General features: G+C 49.5%; 14 protein-coding genes. 2 read left to right on the top strand and 12 right to left on the bottom strand.

The genetic code is table 11. From position 1 onward, the window contains the following. Positions 1-30: 30 nt before the first annotated feature. Together serA and rpiA are read right to left on the bottom strand one after the other, a co-directional pair. Positions 31-1,269, bottom strand: coding sequence for a phosphoglycerate dehydrogenase (gene serA / locus HGT70_RS08115; RefSeq protein WP_214195556.1), 1,239 nt, complete (start codon positions 1,267-1,269; stop codon positions 31-33). Positions 1,270-1,498: 229 nt separating this feature from the next. After that, a complete protein-coding gene (gene rpiA / locus HGT70_RS08120) occupies positions 1,499-2,167 on the bottom strand; it encodes a ribose-5-phosphate isomerase RpiA (protein WP_071431810.1) in 669 nt (222 codons plus the stop codon). Positions 2,168-2,317: 150 nt separating this feature from the next. Here rpiA and HGT70_RS08125 point away from each other — a divergent pair, with 150 nt between their 5' ends. Next, on the top strand, positions 2,318-3,226 hold the full coding sequence (locus HGT70_RS08125) for a LysR family transcriptional regulator ArgP (RefSeq protein WP_071435091.1): 909 nt from the start codon (positions 2,318-2,320) through the stop codon (positions 3,224-3,226). Here the strand turns inward: HGT70_RS08125 and HGT70_RS08130 are convergent. From HGT70_RS08130 to speA, 10 genes are all read right to left on the bottom strand, one after another. After that, positions 3,162-3,929, bottom strand: a complete 768-nt coding sequence (locus HGT70_RS08130; protein ID WP_071431812.1) for an oxidative stress defense protein — start codon at positions 3,927-3,929, stop codon at positions 3,162-3,164. The two genes, HGT70_RS08125 and HGT70_RS08130, sit on opposite strands and share 65 nt — an antisense overlap. A gap of 2 nt (positions 3,930-3,931) precedes the next feature. Beyond that, positions 3,932-4,573, bottom strand: coding sequence for a LysE/ArgO family amino acid transporter (locus tag HGT70_RS08135; RefSeq protein ID WP_214195557.1), 642 nt, complete (start codon positions 4,571-4,573; stop codon positions 3,932-3,934). A 132-nt stretch (positions 4,574-4,705) separates the two neighbouring features. Further along, positions 4,706-5,563 carry a small-conductance mechanosensitive channel MscS gene (mscS, locus tag HGT70_RS08140; RefSeq protein WP_214195558.1) on the bottom strand — a complete coding sequence of 286 codons (858 nt, stop codon included), beginning with the start codon at positions 5,561-5,563 and terminating at the stop codon, positions 4,706-4,708. Positions 5,564-5,734: 171 nt separating this feature from the next. Next, positions 5,735-6,814, bottom strand: a complete 1,080-nt coding sequence (gene fbaA / locus HGT70_RS08145; RefSeq protein WP_071431818.1) for a class II fructose-bisphosphate aldolase — start codon at positions 6,812-6,814, stop codon at positions 5,735-5,737. 88 nt (positions 6,815-6,902) lie between these two features. After that, entirely contained in the window at positions 6,903-8,066 is a 1,164-nt protein-coding gene (gene pgk / locus HGT70_RS08150; protein WP_071431820.1) for a phosphoglycerate kinase, read from the bottom strand. A gap of 40 nt (positions 8,067-8,106) precedes the next feature. Next, positions 8,107-9,135 carry an erythrose-4-phosphate dehydrogenase gene (epd, locus tag HGT70_RS08155; protein WP_214195559.1) on the bottom strand — a complete coding sequence of 343 codons (1,029 nt, stop codon included), beginning with the start codon at positions 9,133-9,135 and terminating at the stop codon, positions 8,107-8,109. Positions 9,136-9,464: 329 nt separating this feature from the next. Further along, on the bottom strand, positions 9,465-11,453 hold the full coding sequence (gene tkt / locus HGT70_RS08160; RefSeq protein ID WP_071431824.1) for a transketolase: 1,989 nt from the start codon (positions 11,451-11,453) through the stop codon (positions 9,465-9,467). A 122-nt stretch (positions 11,454-11,575) separates the two neighbouring features. Beyond that, positions 11,576-11,986: a YidB family protein gene (locus tag HGT70_RS08165; protein WP_071431826.1), complete on the bottom strand. Its 411-nt coding sequence runs from the start codon at positions 11,984-11,986 to the stop codon at positions 11,576-11,578. Positions 11,987-12,023: 37 nt separating this feature from the next. Next, positions 12,024-12,953 (bottom strand): agmatinase, encoded by a 930-nt coding sequence (gene speB / locus HGT70_RS08170; RefSeq protein WP_071431829.1) that lies wholly within the window; start codon positions 12,951-12,953, stop codon positions 12,024-12,026. Between the two features lie 51 nt (positions 12,954-13,004). After that, entirely contained in the window at positions 13,005-14,981 is a 1,977-nt protein-coding gene (gene speA / locus HGT70_RS08175) for a biosynthetic arginine decarboxylase (protein ID WP_214195560.1), read from the bottom strand. Positions 14,982-15,577: 596 nt separating this feature from the next. On the opposite strand from speA, the gene metK reads away from it, so the two are divergent. Next, positions 15,578-16,732: a methionine adenosyltransferase gene (gene metK, locus HGT70_RS08180; protein ID WP_071431833.1), complete on the top strand. Its 1,155-nt coding sequence runs from the start codon at positions 15,578-15,580 to the stop codon at positions 16,730-16,732. The last annotated feature ends 64 nt before the right edge of the window (positions 16,733-16,796 follow it).

The following is a 16,796-nucleotide window of genomic DNA, read 5'->3' on the forward strand; positions in this document are numbered from 1 at the left end:
AGAGGCCTAATGGCCTCTTTAGGTCGATTATCAGTAAAGCAGTCGGGCACGAATGGTGCCGGGGATTTGCTTCATCTGCTGCAACGCTTTATCTGCCACTTCCTGCTCTGCATCTACGTCGATCACGACATAACCTAAATGCGGTGAGGTTTGTAGATACTGTCCAACGATATTGATATTTTGGTCGCCAAAAATATTGTTGATCGCCGTTAATACACCTGGGCGATTTTCGTGGATGTGCAGAATACGGCTCGCCGATGCGCTGTGTGCGGGCAGAGACACCTCTGGGAAGTTAACCGCAGAGAGCGTAGAGCCGTTATCGGAGTATTTAGCCAGTTTTCCTGCCACTTCTACCCCAATGTTCTCTTGCGCTTCTTGTGTCGAACCACCGATGTGTGGCGTCAAGATAACATTATCGAACTTGCAGAGCGGGGAGTCGAAAGGATCGCTGTTTGAGGCAGGTTCTACAGGGAAAACGTCGATCGCTGCCCCACCTAGATGTTTGCTCTCTAGCGCGTCACATAACGCGGGAATATCGATGACCGTGCCACGAGAGGCATTGATAAGTAATGCCCCAGGCTTCATGGCAGCCAATTGGTCTTTGCCGATCATGTCTTGGGTGTTTGCGGTCTCAGGAACATGTAAGCTGACCACGTCGCTCATCGCAAGAAGCTTATCTAACGACCCGACCTGAGTGGCATTACCTAATGGGAGTTTACTTTCGATATCATAAAAGTAGACATACATCCCTAGGCTTTCAGCAAGTACGCCCAACTGCATACCAATATGACCGTAACCGATAATCCCTAGCTTCTTACCACGCGCCTCGAAGCTCCCTTTCGCATTTTTATTCCACACGCCACGGTGTGCTTTCGCGTTCGCTTCTGGGATACCACGCATTAATAGTAGAAGTTCGCCAATCACCAGCTCGGCAACCGAGCGCGTGTTAGAGAATGGGGCGTTGAAGACGGGAATACCGCGAGACGCCGCCGCATTAAGATCAACCTGGTTAGTCCCGATGCAGAAACACCCTACGGCGATGAGTTTCTCAGCCTCAGCGAAGATCTCTTCGGTAAGTTGTGTCCGGGAACGAAGCCCGACGAAGTGGGCATCACGGATCGATTCTTTTAGCTGCTCTGGACTAAGCGCAGATTTATGAAACTCGATGTTGGTGTAACCCGCAGCTTTTAAGTTATCGAGGGCAGTTTGGTGAACGCCCTCCACTAATAAAAACTTAATCTTATCTTTTTCTAGTGAAACCTTAGCCATTACCCGACCCTATGCAATTGATTATCGTTAAATACCCTTAGCTAACTGCCAACATAAGAAAAAAATAGACTAAGAGCAATACCTTAAACATTACAGAACAGATTTACGCAATCGTTTACCTTCTCGCCATTTAGCAGCAAATCACTAGATAGGGGCAACGACTCAGCGGATTAACACGATACGGCAACTTTTTGTGATATAAATCACTGATTATACCTTGCTACGTTTTTTAGGAACCGCGACGAATAATTTTCTTTACGCCGTTATCGCCGCCGATTAGCGCGATATCTGCTCCGCGTTTAGCGAACAGTCCAACCGTCACGACACCGGGTAGCGCATTGATAGCGACTTCTAGGGTATCTGGATCTTCAATTGCTAAATCGTAGACGTCGAGAATGATGTTACCATTGTCGGTGACGATATCTTGCCGATACTCTGGGCGGCCCCCTAACTTGACTAGCTCGCGAGCTACGTAAGCTTGCGCCATAGGGATAACTTCGACCGGGAGGGGGAAATGGCCTAAGCAGTCGACCTGCTTCGATTGGTCAGCGATACAGATAAAGGTATCTGCCACCGCGGCAATGATTTTTTCACGGGTCAGTGCTGCCCCGCCGCCTTTAATCATCTGTAAGTCGGGGTTAATTTCGTCTGCCCCATCAATATATACAGACAGCGAGTCGATATCGTTGAGATCGAAGACGGGAATGCCGTAAGATTTTAAGCGCTCGGTTGATGCCTCTGAACTGGAAACCGTACCGATGATCTGATCTTTTAACGTTGCTAATGCATCGATAAAATGTGCAGCAGTTGTACCGGTCCCCACACCAACTATCGTATTGGGCTGAACATATTCGAGTGCCGCCCAGCCTACTGCTTTTTTAAGTTCGTCCTGAGTCATGGTATGTTAAAACCTATACGTATTTTGGTAGCCGTAGTATAAATCAAGCTTACCTTAAATAGTGATTTTTCATTGATTGAATAGTGGCTTTACGCGTTCAGTCTCAAAACAAACCGATTTTTCTTTTCAGTCAGGGACTGAGTTAGCATGATTAAAAGACCCGATTACCGTAACCTGCAGGCGCTCGATATTGTTATTCGCGAGCGCGGCTTTGAGCGTGCGGCAAATAAACTGTGTATTACTCAGTCGGCGGTATCGCAGCGTATCAAGCAACTCGAAACACAATTCGGTCAGCCACTATTGGTGCGCACAGTCCCGCCTCGTCCAACCGAACAGGGTCAAAAACTGCTCGCCCTACTTCATCAAGTTGAACTATTGGAGGAGCAGTGGCTGACGGACGAAAAAGGGGGGAGTACCCCATTACTCCTTTCCATCGCGGTCAACGCCGATAGCCTCGCAACTTGGCTACTACCCGCCTTACGTGATGTTTTGGCCGACCTCCCTGTGCGTCTCAACTTACAGGTCGAGGATGAGAGCCGAACGCTTGAGCGCCTAAGACGTGGGGAGGTCGTCGGCGCGGTCAGTATCCAGCCACGCGCGCTACCTAGCTGCCACGTCGATACGCTCGGCGCCTTAGATTATCTATTTGTTTCGTCACCAGAGTTTGCTGCGCGTTATTTTCCACAAGGCGTTAACCGCCAGACACTGCTCAAGGCCCCTGCCGTCTCGTTCGACCACCTCGACGATATGCACCAAGCCTTTTTGCAGGAAAATTTCGATTTACCGCCGGGTAGCCTACCCTGCCATATCGTTAACTCTTCGGAAGCCTTTGTACAGCTAGCCAAGCAGGGATCAGTATGTTGTATGATCCCGCATTTACAGATCGAAACCGAACTCGCTCAAGGCTCGTTAATCGATTTGACCCCTGGGCTATATCAGCGCCGTATGCTTTACTGGCACCGGTTTGCGCCAGAAAGCCGCGTGATGGGACGCGTTACGGATTCTTTGGTGGAGTATGGTCGCCGGGTTCTGCGCCAAGAGAGTGAGTGTTTAGCGTAAACACGACGTCGACGTTATCGGAAAAATCGAGTTTTTGCTGCTGGTAGGTTTGGTCGGCCGAGGTATCGGCCACGGCGGCTTTTGCACTCATCATCCTGACCATCGGCATGGCTTCGTGAGACTGCGTCTGGTAGTTAATGCTCCAGACGGGCCCTAAGGTCGCGTTGAAACCTGCGGCAAGACTCTTCGCTTTGCTGATGGCGTCGTTGACCGCTGCTTGGCGTGCTTGCTGCTGATACTGCTCAGGGTGTTCGACCGCCATTGAGACAGAACGGATCTCGTTGAGTCCTGCCGCTAGCGCGCCATCCAACAGGGGATTCAGCTTAGTCAACTGGTGCACGGTTACCGTCACAGTACGGGAGGCTTGATAGCCAATAAGCTTAGGCTTGCCCTGTACCGAGTAGTCGTATTGGGCTTGAGTGGTAACGTTGGCAGCATTGATGTCTTTATCGACGATCCCTTGCTGATGCAAAAAGTCAAAATAGCGCGCGACCCGAGCATCGGTCTGTTTTTTTGCCTGCGACGCCTGAGCTTGTGTTGTACTCACATCAATGACGAGGGTTGCCATATCGGGTTGAGCTTGGACTTTACCCTGCCCAGAGGTACTTAAATGCGGCGCAGTAGGCGTTGTCTCCGCCCAGGCTAGCGACGATAGCCCACAACTGGCGGTAAATAATCCGAGTGCAAGTGCAGCGTTCTTCATCGTTAACTCCCTTGAGTGTGAAACAGCTGCTCCAACATTACCACGCCTTCCTTTGCGAGTCGAAAGGCCATAGTCAGTAAGATGATCACCACCACGACATTGATGACTCGCTGCACATTGGGCTGAACTAACCAGCCCGAGAGGAGTCTTGCCACCCCTGCCAGCGAATAAAACCATAATACCGACGCCAAGATTGCGCCCATGACAAAGAAGATCCTCTGTTCGGTCGGGATTTGACTGCCGATGCTACCCAGTAAGACCACGGTATCCAAATAAACATGGGGGTTTAACCAGGTGACTAACGTCAAGGTGAGCAGCACTTTCGTGAGTGTGGCAGGAGCACTATCCCAGTTCGCTAGTGAAGCCGGGGTTTTAACCTCTTTAGCAACGCCGTAGCTGTACCACAGTAGAAAGAGTACGCCAGCCCAAGTAATCACTAATAGAACCGTGGACGACTGCTGCAATAGCGCACTACCTCCCATCACCCCCGTACTAATCAACAGCGCATCGCTCACCACGCAGAAGGTCGCTGCGATAAAGGCATAACGCTTGAAGATGCCTTGGCGGAGTACCAAGGTATTTTGTGGCCCTAAGGGTAGGATGAGTGCGGCACCTACCGCTAATCCCTGAAGAAAAAATAACATATCACGCCTCTCTAAATAGTTAAGGCGATGAGTGTGCAATGAAATGATTAGTGATAGGAAATTGAAAAAATCGATGGGGTATTAGCAGGATTAATACTCCGCAGCCAACATTACGTTAGCTGCGGATACTTATTACTCGGTGACGTCTTTATTACGGATCAGATGAACATCCATCTGTGGGAAAGGAATACCAATCTCATTTTTATCGAGGGCTCGTTTGAAGTCAGCCATTAGATCCCAGTAGACTTGCTGTAGATCGTCGCTTTTGCTCCAACAACGCACAATGAAGTTTAGCGAAGATGGTGCCATCTCATTAAGTGCGACTACGACACCCTTCTCTTTGATAACCCGCTTATCGGCTTCGACAACGTCGCGTAGGACTTTCATCGTTACGTCGATATCTGCATCGTAAGCAACGCCGATAATAAATTCGTTACGGCGCTCAGGCTCACGCGAGTAGTTAATAATCTTACCGGTGAAGATCGATCCATTAGGGACTACGGCAATTTTACCGTCTGAGGTTTTCAGCGTCGTCTGGAATATCTGTACGTTAAGCACAGTCCCTGAGCAACCGCCGACGTCGACGAACTCACCGACACGGATCGGCCTAAAGGTTACGAGTAATACCCCTGCCGCAAAGTTAGACAGCGAGTTTTGCAGGGCTAGACCGACGGTTACACCAATCGCACCGAGTACCGCGATAAAGGAGGCGGTTTGCACGCCTACGCGACTTACTGCGGCGATAAGCGTGAAAGCGATAATCGCATAGCGGACGATCATGGCAATAAAGTCAGCAACCGTTTGGTCGATATGACGGGCGATTAATAGTTTATTAATGGTTCGTGCGACAATTTTAGCCACTGTAAAGCCGATAAATAAGATAACCAGCGCTGCCGCAATATTAACGACATAGCCTAATAACAGCCCCTGATTGCGTTCTATCCAATTACTGGCGTTGTGAAGGCCATTTACTACGTTAAGATCTTGCATGAGATCGTCCTATCATTAAGTTCCCAATAAAAAGCGTAGGGTCATCTGTGCAAGATGTCCTGAGAAAAGGGTAACCAAAAAGTGGCAGATTGCCAACTTACAGAGCGGGTTTACTCATATTGGGGGGAATGCGAGGAGAAAAAGGCGCCAATTCATCTGGCGCCTTGGGTATTACAGACGATCGATAGCATTCAGCTCGCGGAAGGCTTGCTCTAAGCGTACGACCATCGAGCTTTGCGCCGCACGCAGCCATACGCGTGGGTCATAGTACTTTTTGTTAGGCTTATCATCGCCCTCTGGGTTGCCCAGTTGGCTTTGCAGGTAGCCTTCGTTCTTTTTGTAGAACTGTAGGATACCGTCCCAGTTCGCCCATTGAGTATCGGTATCGATATTCATCTTGATTACGCCATATTCGATAGACTCTTTGATCTCTTCAGCTGAAGAACCAGATCCACCGTGGAAGACGAAATTCAGGCTATTGTGAGGGAGGTTATATTTCTCACTCACATAGTCTTGAGAATTTCTTAGAATTTTTGGCGTTAATTGTACGTTACCCGGCTTGTAAACGCCGTGAACGTTACCGAATGAAGCCGCAATCGTGAAGTTAGGGCTGATAGCGTTCAGCTTTTGATAAGCGTAGTCGACGTCTTCCGGCTGCGTGTACAGCGCAGAGTTGTCGAGGTGTGAGTTATCCACGCCATCTTCTTCTCCACCGGTACAACCGAGTTCGATCTCCAGCGTCATACCCATCTTCGCCATGCGCGCGAGATATTGACCGCTGATCTCGATATTCTCTTCTAAAGACTCTTCGGAAAGGTCAATCATGTGGGAAGAGAAGAGCGGTTTACCGGTATTTTTAAAGTGTGCTTCACCCGCATCCAGTAGCCCATCGATCCATGGCAGTAATTTTTTCGCGCAGTGGTCGGTATGTAAAATAACCGGCACGCCATATTGCTCTGCCATCAGGTGGACGTGCTGTGCTCCGGTAATGGCACCGAGGATAGCCGCCGCTTGCGGTTTATCTGAGGTAAAGCCTTTCCCTGCGAGGAATGCTGCACCGCCGTTAGAGAACTGAACAATCACTGGCGCTTTAGCTTTCGCCGCAGCTTCTAATACCGCATTGATCGAGTCAGTACCGATACAGTTAACAGCAGGTAATGCGAATTTATTCTCTTTAGCTACTTGGAAAACTTTTTGTACGTCTTCGCCAGTAACGACACCCGGTTTTACGAAATCAAAAATTTTAGACATGAGTTTTGTCCTGTTTCGTTGGTCGTAAGCTGAGATCTACTTTCAGCGGTAGAATATTGAGGAGGACTACCGCCCTCCTCAGAATTTTTTATTGTTTAGCACGCTCTTCTAACATTGCGACAGCTGGGAGCTTTTTGCCTTCCACAAACTCAAGGAATGCACCGCCACCCGTGGAGATATAAGAAATTTTATCTTCGATACCAAAGAGATCGATTGCCGCAAGCGTATCACCGCCACCGGCTACTGAGAACGCATCGCTATCTGCGATAGCATTCGCCACAACCTCAGTCCCTTTACGGAAGTTAGGGAATTCAAAGACGCCGACCGGCCCGTTCCACAGGATAGTTTTGGCTTCTTTCAAGATTTTTGCCATTTGCGCCGCTGTCTCGTCACCAAAATCCATAATTTCTTCGTTATCTTGGATCTCGTTAACCGGCTTCACGGTTGCAGGCGCGGTTTCGGAAAATTCGGTGCCCACACGTGAGTCAACCGGTACTGGGATACCGTGCTCGTCGCGTAGCTTTTTAGCCGCTTCAACGAAGTCAGGTTCGTAGAGTGATTTACCGACGTTATTTTCAATTGCAACGAAGGTGTTCGCGATCCCGCCACCGACGATGACAGTATCGGCAATGTTGACTAGAGATTGTAGTACGTCAAATTTTGTAGAGACTTTAGAACCACCCACCACCGCCACCATTGGACGCGCTGGGTTACTCATCGCTTTGCCTAGTGCCTCTAATTCTGCTGATAGCAGTGGGCCGGCACATGCGATGGGCGCAAACTTACCGACGCCATGAGTAGAAGCCTGTGCACGGTGAGCGGTACCGAATGCATCCATAACAAAAACATCGCAGAGTGCGGCATATTTCTTCGCTAGCGTTTCATCGTCTTTCTTTTCGCCTTTGTTAAAGCGAACGTTCTCCAGGACGACTAACTGACCCGCTTCTACCGAGACGCCATCAAGGTAGTCTTTGGCCAGGCTGACTTCGGTGCTTGCCAGTTTCTCTTTTAGGTAGTTGACGACCGGTTGTAGAGAAAACTCTTCGTTGTACTCACCTTCCGTCGGGCGGCCTAAGTGGGAGGTCACCATCACTTTTGCCCCTTGCTTGAGCGCTTGCTCAATGGTCGGTAGCGATGCACGGATCCGCGCATCTGACGTCACTTTCCCCTCTTTGACGGGCACATTAAGATCAGCACGAATCAGAACACGTTTGCCAGCCAGATCCAGATCGGTCATTTTGATTACAGACATGGTGAATCCTCTTATTGATTCTTTAAGTTAATCCTGCCGCTTAGGCGACAGGCTTGAAAGTGTTGTCAGACATTGCTAAACAGGTGTCGATCATTCGATTGGCGAATCCCCATTCGTTGTCACACCATACTAACGTTTTCACGAGGTGCCCACCACTGACCCGCGTTTGCGATCCATCAACGATGGCGCTGTGGGGATCATGGTTGAAATCGGCGGAAACCAGCGGCAGCTCCGTGTAATCGACTATACCATGAAAGCAGCCGTTGGCGGCTTCTTGCAATAGATGATTAACTTGTTGTGCGCTAACCGATTGCTCGAGTGTGACGCTCAGATCGATTGCGGTTACGTTGATCGTTGGGACACGTACCGCAATCGCCTCAAACCGGTCGAGAAATTTCGGGAAAATACGCGTAATTCCTGCAGAGAGACGCGTATCAACCGGGATAATAGATTGACTGGCCGCGCGCGTTCGGCGTAAATCGGGATGGTAGGCATCAAGGACCTGTTGATCGTGCATCGCCGAATGGATAGTCGTGACTGTACCCGACTCTATACCATAGGCGTCATCAAGCAGCTTGATAATTGGAATGATACAGTTTGTGGTACACGAGGCGTTAGAAACAAACTTATGTTCGGGAAGGAGGCTATGATGATTCACACCGTAAACGATGGTAGCGTCTAGATCCGCCTCACCTGGATGTGCAAATAAGACCTTACGCGCGCCAGCTTGATAATGGGCTTCACCGTCAGCGCGGCTTCCATATATCCCTGTGCAATCTAGAACGATATCGATATCCAAGTCGCGCCAAGGCAGGTCAAAGAGCGAGGCATGATGAAGTAAAGTAATCGCATCTCTACCGATAAATAGCTGCTCACCCTCTAGTTTGACATCCCAAGCGAACTGACCATGAGTGGTATCGTATTTCAGGAGGTGTGCCATGCCGCGGCTTTCAGCAATCTCGTTTATCGCCACGACCGTTACGTCGAGATGTCGACCTGTTTCATAGAGGGCACGTACTACCGCTCGACCTATTCTACCAAAACCATTAATCGCAATTCTAAGAGTCATTGCTTGTTTATCACCTTGATGACGTAAGAAGGGATCCTTCCTACTACAGAGATTATCTTTTGAGGCTACAACGATTCGATAAATTTAGATACCTTATTTCAGCCGAGCTGGAACGATTCACTTGAGAATAAATCAACTCGTGACCGTACGGAATGATAGAGATCAACTGTGCTTTGCAAAGTACGATCAAGATCACATATTCACGCGATATCCTAGGATGTCTGAGTGCGATTTTCGATCTACAACAGTACCGCTCACTATCCTCTAGCCGGCTATTGGGCAAAAAAAAAGCATGGCCCAGGGCCATGCTTAGTCGATAAGCGATAGTGTTACAGAATCGCTTTCGCTTTTGCTACAACGTTATCGACAGTGAAGCCGAACTCTACAAATAGTTGCTCAGCAGGCGCTGACTCACCGAAGGTTGTCATACCAACGATAGCACCTTGTAGGCCGACGTACTTATACCAGTAGTCGGCGATACCCGCTTCAACCGCTACACGAGCCGTCACCGCAGCTGGCAATACAGACTCGCGGTAAGCAGCATCTTGCTTATCGAAATGATCGGTAGAAGGCATCGATACAACACGCACTTTACGGCCTTCAGCGGTCAGTTTCTCTGCAGCATCGACCGCTAACTGAACTTCTGAACCGGTTGCGATAAAGATAAGCTCAGGTTGACCTTCGCTATCTTTCAGGATGTAGCCGCCCTTACTGATTGCCGCTAGTTGTTCAGCACTACGCTCTTGCTGAGCTAAGTTCTGACGAGACAGGATCAGTGCCGAAGGACCATCTTTGCGCTCGATGGCTTCTTTCCAAGCTACCGCAGTTTCCACTTGGTCAGCAGGACGCCATACGCTCATGTTTGGCGTAGTACGTAAGCTTGCTACCTGCTCTACCGGCTGGTGCGTTGGACCATCTTCGCCTAACCCGATTGAGTCATGGGTATAGACTAAGATTTGACGAAGTTTCATCAATGCCGCCATACGTGCAGCGTTACGCGCATATTCAACGAACATCAAGAAGGTAGCGGTGTAAGGAATAAAACCAGAGTGCAGCGAGATACCGTTAGCGATCGCTGTCATACCGAACTCACGGACACCGTAGTGAATGTAGTTACCAGCGTGATCGTCTTTAATTGACTTAGAGCCTGACCAGATGGTTAAGTTACTTGGCGCTAAGTCAGCGGAGCCGCCCATGTATTCTGGTAACAACTTGCCATAAGCTTCGATCGCGTTTTGTGAAGCTTTACGGCTAGCAATCTTTTGTGGGTTAGCTTGTAGATCTTCGATGAATTTCTGTGACTCTGCCGCCCAGTTAGCCGGGAGCTCGTTCGCAGTACGGCGCTTAAATTCAGCCGCCAGTTCAGGGAATTCTTTCGCATAAGCGGCGAATTTCTCATTCCACGCTTGCTCTTTCTTCGCGCCCGCTTCTTTAGCATCCCATGCAGCATAGACATCAGCAGGAATTTCGAATGGCGCAGAGTCCCACTCAAGTTGTTTACGAGTCAGAGCGATTTCGTCATCGCCCAGCGGTGCACCATGGGAGTCATGGGTCCCTGCTTTGTTCGGTGAACCAAAGCCGATAACGGTTTTACACATGATAAGTGTAGGGCGTTCTGACGCACGGGCCTCTTCTACAGCGCGACGAATAGATTCGCTGTTGTGACCATCAACGCCACGAATAACATGCCAACCGTACGCTTCGAAACGTAGACCGGTATCATCGCTAAACCAACCATCAGTATGACCATCGATAGAGATACCGTTGTCATCATAAAAAGCAATTAGTTTACCGAGTTGCAGCGTACCCGCCAGCGAGCAAGCCTCGTGCGAGATCCCTTCCATCATACAACCATCGCCCATGAAGGCGTAAGTGTAGTGGTTGACGACGTCGTGGCCAGGGCGGTTGAACTGCGCCGCTAGCGTACGTTCAGCAATCGCGAAACCAACAGCGTTAGCAATACCTTGTCCTAGTGGACCGGTTGTCGTCTCGACACCCGCGGTGTAACCGTATTCAGGGTGGCCAGGGGTTTTAGAGTGCAGCTGACGGAAATTCTTCAGTTCTTCGATAGGCAGGTCATAACCGCTGAGGTGCAACAAGCTATAAATCAGCATGGAACCGTGGCCGTTAGACAGGATGAAGCGGTCACGATCTGCCCATGATGGGTTTTTAGGGTTATGATTTAAAAATTCACGCCATAGTACTTCCGCGATGTCTGCCATGCCCATCGGTGCGCCTGGGTGGCCAGATTTAGCACGTTGGACCGCATCCATGCTGAGTGCACGGATAGCATTAGCGAGTTTTTTTTCAGAAGGCATCTTTCACTCCAGATCGGATGATATAGTTGTGTCGATTTTTAAACATTTTCAACACAAATTGGAAACTTAGTTGTTCCAATGTACATGATGTATCGAATGAAAGTACATTCGATCCGCACAATTTAACGCTTGAAGATAGAGTCGACGAGCGAGCCAAGGTCATTTTGCGCATTACCACTAGCTTCTGGGTGCACTTCGCCTTGCGCAGAGATCTTATCCATTAACTGCGGAAGGACCGCCGACAGTGTGCCAGAAGCGCCCTGCACATCGGTGCCGAGTTTATCTGCGAGCGATTGTAGATCTTGCTGGCTAAAGGCTGATTGAATGTCGCTATGACTCACGGATTGATTGCTACCGTTGCTAAGCCATGAAGAGAGGATTTCCCCTAGCCCGCCTTGCTGAAACTTCTGAATTAGCACTTCTACGCCGCCTTGCTCTTGAACCCAAGACCAGACTGCTTGAAGTTGACTCAGCGAGTTTTGTTGACCCTCTCCACCAGTGAGCGATCCTACAATGCTATCGAGTAATCCCATCTTTCACTCCTCATAAATAAATTGTTAACAGAAACGATTAACGCTTAGCCTGCTTATTTGCTGCCTGAACATGCAGCATATCGAGAGCCACAGTTGCAGCAGCGAGCGCTGTAATATCGGCATGATCGTAGCCGGGGGCGACTTCTACCAAGTCCATACCTACAATGTTTAGCCCCTGTAAACCGCGTAGCAACTTAGTCGCTTTATCACTGGATAACCCGCCAACCACTGGAGTACCTGTACCTGGGGCGTGAGCCGGATCGAGACAATCGATATCGAAAGTGAGATAAATCGGCAGATCGCCGACAGTCTGGCGGATTTTAGCCAGGATATCGTCGACTGGCGTATCGTTGACCCACCCCGCATCCAGGACATTAAACCCTAACGACGGATCGTATTCGGTACGGATACCAATTTGCACCGAATGGGCAGGATCGATAAGCCCTTCTTTGGGTGCAGTATAGAACATTGTGCCGTGATCGAAAGTGGGGCCGTTCGAGTAGGTATCCGTGTGGGCATCGAAATGGACCAAGGCCATCTTACCGAAATGTTTTGCATGTGCACGCAATAGTGGCAACGATATGTAGTGGTCTCCGCCGAAGGTCAACAGGCGTTTCCCCTTAGTCAGAAGCTTTTCAGCGTGTGCCTGTAACTTTGCAGACATATCTGCGGAGTCGCCGAAAGCATAGACGAGGTCACCACCATCGACGACCTTAAGTTGTTGGCGCAGGTCGAACTTCCACGGCCAACGGCACCCTTCCCACGCGAGTTGGGTAGAGATTTGGCGGATAGCGTTGGGGCCAAGACGGCTTCCCGGACGGCCTGATGTTGCCGCATCGAAAGGAACGCCAGTAATGACCCACTCTGCGTCGCTATCGTAGGGTTGAAAATTGACGGGAAAACGCAGAAAACCGAAGGCGTTAGACACCAGTGAGTTGTCGTACTCGTTACCTAAGGTGTTATACATATTTTATCCTTATAGTGGCGCCGCTTACACGGCGCCTTAATAGACTAGGGATTATTCATCTTCTAAATAGGTGTAGCCGTAAAGGCCGCTTTCGAACTCAGATAAAAACTGATCGCGAAGTTCTTCAGCGATATCGCTCGCTTTGACTTGTTGGTAAAACAGTCTGAGCAGCTCCTGCGGATCGAGTTGCACATATTCCAGCATATCGGCCACGGTATCGCCTTCATCAGATAACTCAACGTCCACTGCGCCATTTTCATTAACGTAGACGTTGACCGCCTCGGTATCCCCAAACAGGTTGTGCATATTCCCCAAGATCTCTTGGTAGGCACCGACCATGAAGAAACCGAGCATCGGTGGGTTTTCTACATCGTACTCCGGCATCGGCATCGTGGTCGCAATGCCATCGCCATCGATATAGTGATCGATAGTACCATCGGAATCACAGGTGATATCTAACAATACCGCACGGCGCTGTGGTTGCTTATTTAGACCTTCGAGAGGCAGAACGGGGAACAGCTGATCGATTCCCCATGCATCTGGCATGGATTGGAATAGAGAGAAGTTCACATAAATTTTATCGGCCATACGCTCTTGAAGCTCATCAATCACAGGCCGGTGTGCTCGGTTACTTGGATCAAGATGCTGTTGCGTGTAATGGCAGATATTCAAGTATAACTGCTCAGCCCATGCGCGTTGCGTTAGGGTGTACATGCCGGAAGAGTAACCGGTATGAATGTCCGATAAATCGACTTGGCTATCGTGGAGCCACTCTCGCAGAGAACGATGTCCTTGCGTCTCGTGCATTTCTTGCCACGTTTTCCACATACTAAGCAGTGGACGAGGCGCATCGGCTTCAGGAGCATGCGGCGGAGTGAAGCTATTACGCTCTACACCAATAATATTTGATACTAATACGGTATGGTGCGCGGTAACGGCACGCCCAGATTCCGTAATGACTGTCGGATGCTCTAAGCCATGCTCTTCGCATGCCTCACCGATGGCATAAATGACATTATTCGCATATTCGTTTAATCCGTAATTGACGGAACAGTCGGATTGCGAGCGAGTTCCCTCGTAATCGACGCCCAAGCCGCCGCCTACATCGAAACATTTGATCTGTACCCCTAAGCGGGCGAGTTCGACATAGAAACGTGCAGATTCGCGGACACCGGTGTAGATGTCGCGGATATTCGCCATCTGCGATCCAAGGTGGAAATGAAGCAGCTGTAGGCTTTCTAAGCGGCCAGCTTGACGCATGATATCGACAAGCTCCAGCACTTGCGATGCTGAAAGTCCGAATTTCGATTTTTCCCCGCCGCTCGACTGCCACTTGCCCGAGCCTTGCGAGGCCAGACGCGCACGGATACCTAGACGCGGCACCACATTTAGGCGTTCAGCCTCTTCTAAGACCAGCCGAATCTCCGTCATTTTCTCGATGACTAGATAGACTTTATGGCCTAGCTTTTCGCCGATCAGCGCCAAACGGATATATTCGCGGTCTTTATAGCCATTACAGACGATGACCGAGCGCGTTTGCCCCGCATGCGCGAGTACCGCCATTAATTCTGCTTTCGATCCTGCTTCTAGCCCTAAAGGTTCACCCGAGTTAATAAGCGATTCAATGACCCGCTTATGTTGGTTAACTTTGATCGGATAGACGAGGAAGTAATCGCCACGGTAGCCAAAGGATTCACGCGCACGTTTAAACGCGGCATTGATGGAACGCAAACGGTGCTGAAGGATTTGCGGAAAGCAAAACAGCGCAGGAAGACGCTGTCCCTGTGCTTCGCGCTCTTTAACCAATCTAGCTAAATCAACGCGAGCGGACGGAATATCGGGGTTCGGGCAGACACTAATATGACCGAGTTCATTGACGTCATAATAGTTATTTCCCCACCAAGCAATGTTATAGGTCCGTAACATGCGACTAGCTTCTTGGTCGTTAACGGCAACTTCTTGCATCGAACGCAGCTCACCATGTTCGCCAGCGGATGAACCTCGAATATTTTTAATGACGTCGGTCATCTCATGCCTCTATATCGAAAAAAACGAATAAGTATTTACCCTAGCGCAACCCACTAAGCACTGCAAATACTCGTCATTGGTCGAACGCTTTTATCAAAGAACAGGGTAATTTCTTAGACCCTACAGCATGGTCGCAACGGCAAGTTTACTCCCGTTTATCGCTGCCGTCCCCAGGGGATAGGGACGAAGAGTGTTACTGACTTTTTCAGTGATTGGGTCAGGCCGCCACGTCTCTAGCCCGTTATGCCAATAAACGGTAAAACTACATCGTTATCATAGACTTTGATGAGTCGTTACCGGTAAATATGGCTTCGCGATTTATACCCCTAAGGGAATAAAAATGCAAAAAGTTTGTCCGGCATCTAGGCTATAAACTGCATGGACGTGGCTATCGATGCGCTAATTCGGAAAAATCACTGGAATTACGAGACCATACTGCCCTAGAATAGCCGTCCAGATGGAAAACCATCCGTTAACGTTTTCCTCGTACTCTATTTGACAAGGTCGTCATACTCTCAGCGATTAAGTGTCGACATTGAGACAGCACTTAGGTTAAGTGCACGCACATAAAATCCCTTAAGCAAGGTAACTATATAATGGCTAAACATCTTTTCACTTCAGAATCCGTTTCAGAAGGGCATCCTGATAAAATCGCCGATCAAATCTCTGACGCAGTATTAGATGCAATCCTCGAGCAAGACCCGAAAGCCCGTGTCGCCTGTGAAACTTACGTAAAAACCGGCATGGTGCTGGTCGGTGGCGAGATCACCACCTCTGCATGGGTAGACATCGAAGAGATTACCCGTCAAACCGTACGCGATATCGGTTATACCCACTCAGACATGGGCTTTGATGCAAATTCCTGCGCCGTGCTAAACGCGATTGGTAAACAATCTCCTGACATCAACCAAGGCGTTGACCGTCAAGATCCTCTTGAGCAAGGTGCTGGCGACCAAGGGCTGATGTTTGGTTATGCGACCAATGAGACCGATGTGCTGATGCCTGCCCCGGTCACCTATGCTCACCGCCTTGTACAGCGTCAATCAGAGGTGCGTAAAGATGGCACTCTGCCGTGGTTACGTCCGGACGCGAAAAGCCAAGTAACCTTTCAATATGACGGCGGCAAAATCGTCGGTATCGATGCTGTAGTGTTATCCACTCAACATGCAGAGCATATCGGACAGAAAGAGTTACAAGAAGCCGTAATGGAAACCATTATTAAGCCGGTACTCCCGACTGAATGGCTGAAAGCGGATACCAAATATTTTATTAACCCAACCGGACGCTTTGTTATCGGTGGACCGATGGGCGACTGTGGGTTGACCGGCCGTAAAATTATCGTCGATACCTACGGCGGTATGGCTCGTCACGGTGGCGGTGCGTTCTCGGGTAAAGATCCTTCGAAAGTCGACCGCTCAGCAGCCTATGCCGCACGCTATGTTGCGAAGAACATCGTTGCCGCTGGCCTTGCCGATCGGTGTGAAATTCAAGTTTCTTACGCGATTGGCGTAGCAGAGCCGACTTCAATTATGGTTGAAACCTTCGGCACTGAGAAACTGCCTACCGAGCAGCTGACGCTTCTGGTACGCGAGTTCTTTGATCTGCGCCCTTATGGCCTGATCCAAATGTTAGATCTTCTGCACCCAATCTACCGTGAGACAGCGGCTTATGGTCACTTTGGCCGTGAGCATTTCCCATGGGAGAAGACAGATAAAGCTGCTGCCCTGCGTGATGCGGCAAATCTGAAGTAAATGTTTAACGCTAGGGCGGAGTAATGTCCGCCCTAGTCATCCCCCTGCCCCCCGCATTTCACAC

Origin of the sequence: Rosenbergiella collisarenosi, assembly GCF_018494085.1 — a bacterium.
GTDB lineage: Bacteria > Pseudomonadota > Gammaproteobacteria > Enterobacterales > Enterobacteriaceae > Rosenbergiella > Rosenbergiella collisarenosi.

What these genes read in the sequence shown, in the direction of transcription:
- metK (WP_071431833.1), top strand. Translation starts at nt 15,578, where the DNA reads ATGGCTAAACATCTTTTCACTTCAGAATCCGTTTCAGAAGGGCATCCT.
- tkt (WP_071431824.1), bottom strand. Translation starts at nt 11,453, where the DNA reads ATGCCTTCTGAAAAAAAACTCGCTAATGCTATCCGTGCACTCAGCATG.
- speB (WP_071431829.1), bottom strand. Translation starts at nt 12,953, where the DNA reads ATGTATAACACCTTAGGTAACGAGTACGACAACTCACTGGTGTCTAAC.
- HGT70_RS08135 (WP_214195557.1), bottom strand. Translation starts at nt 4,573, where the DNA reads ATGTTATTTTTTCTTCAGGGATTAGCGGTAGGTGCCGCACTCATCCTA.
- epd (WP_214195559.1), bottom strand. Translation starts at nt 9,135, where the DNA reads ATGACTCTTAGAATTGCGATTAATGGTTTTGGTAGAATAGGTCGAGCG.
- mscS (WP_214195558.1), bottom strand. Translation starts at nt 5,563, where the DNA reads ATGCAAGATCTTAACGTAGTAAATGGCCTTCACAACGCCAGTAATTGG.
- speA (WP_214195560.1), bottom strand. Translation starts at nt 14,981, where the DNA reads ATGACCGACGTCATTAAAAATATTCGAGGTTCATCCGCTGGCGAACAT.
- pgk (WP_071431820.1), bottom strand. Translation starts at nt 8,066, where the DNA reads ATGTCTGTAATCAAAATGACCGATCTGGATCTGGCTGGCAAACGTGTT.
- rpiA (WP_071431810.1), bottom strand. Translation starts at nt 2,167, where the DNA reads ATGACTCAGGACGAACTTAAAAAAGCAGTAGGCTGGGCGGCACTCGAA.
- HGT70_RS08165 (WP_071431826.1), bottom strand. Translation starts at nt 11,986, where the DNA reads ATGGGATTACTCGATAGCATTGTAGGATCGCTCACTGGTGGAGAGGGT.
- HGT70_RS08130 (WP_071431812.1), bottom strand. Translation starts at nt 3,929, where the DNA reads ATGAAGAACGCTGCACTTGCACTCGGATTATTTACCGCCAGTTGTGGG.
- fbaA (WP_071431818.1), bottom strand. Translation starts at nt 6,814, where the DNA reads ATGTCTAAAATTTTTGATTTCGTAAAACCGGGTGTCGTTACTGGCGAA.
- serA (WP_214195556.1), bottom strand. Translation starts at nt 1,269, where the DNA reads ATGGCTAAGGTTTCACTAGAAAAAGATAAGATTAAGTTTTTATTAGTG.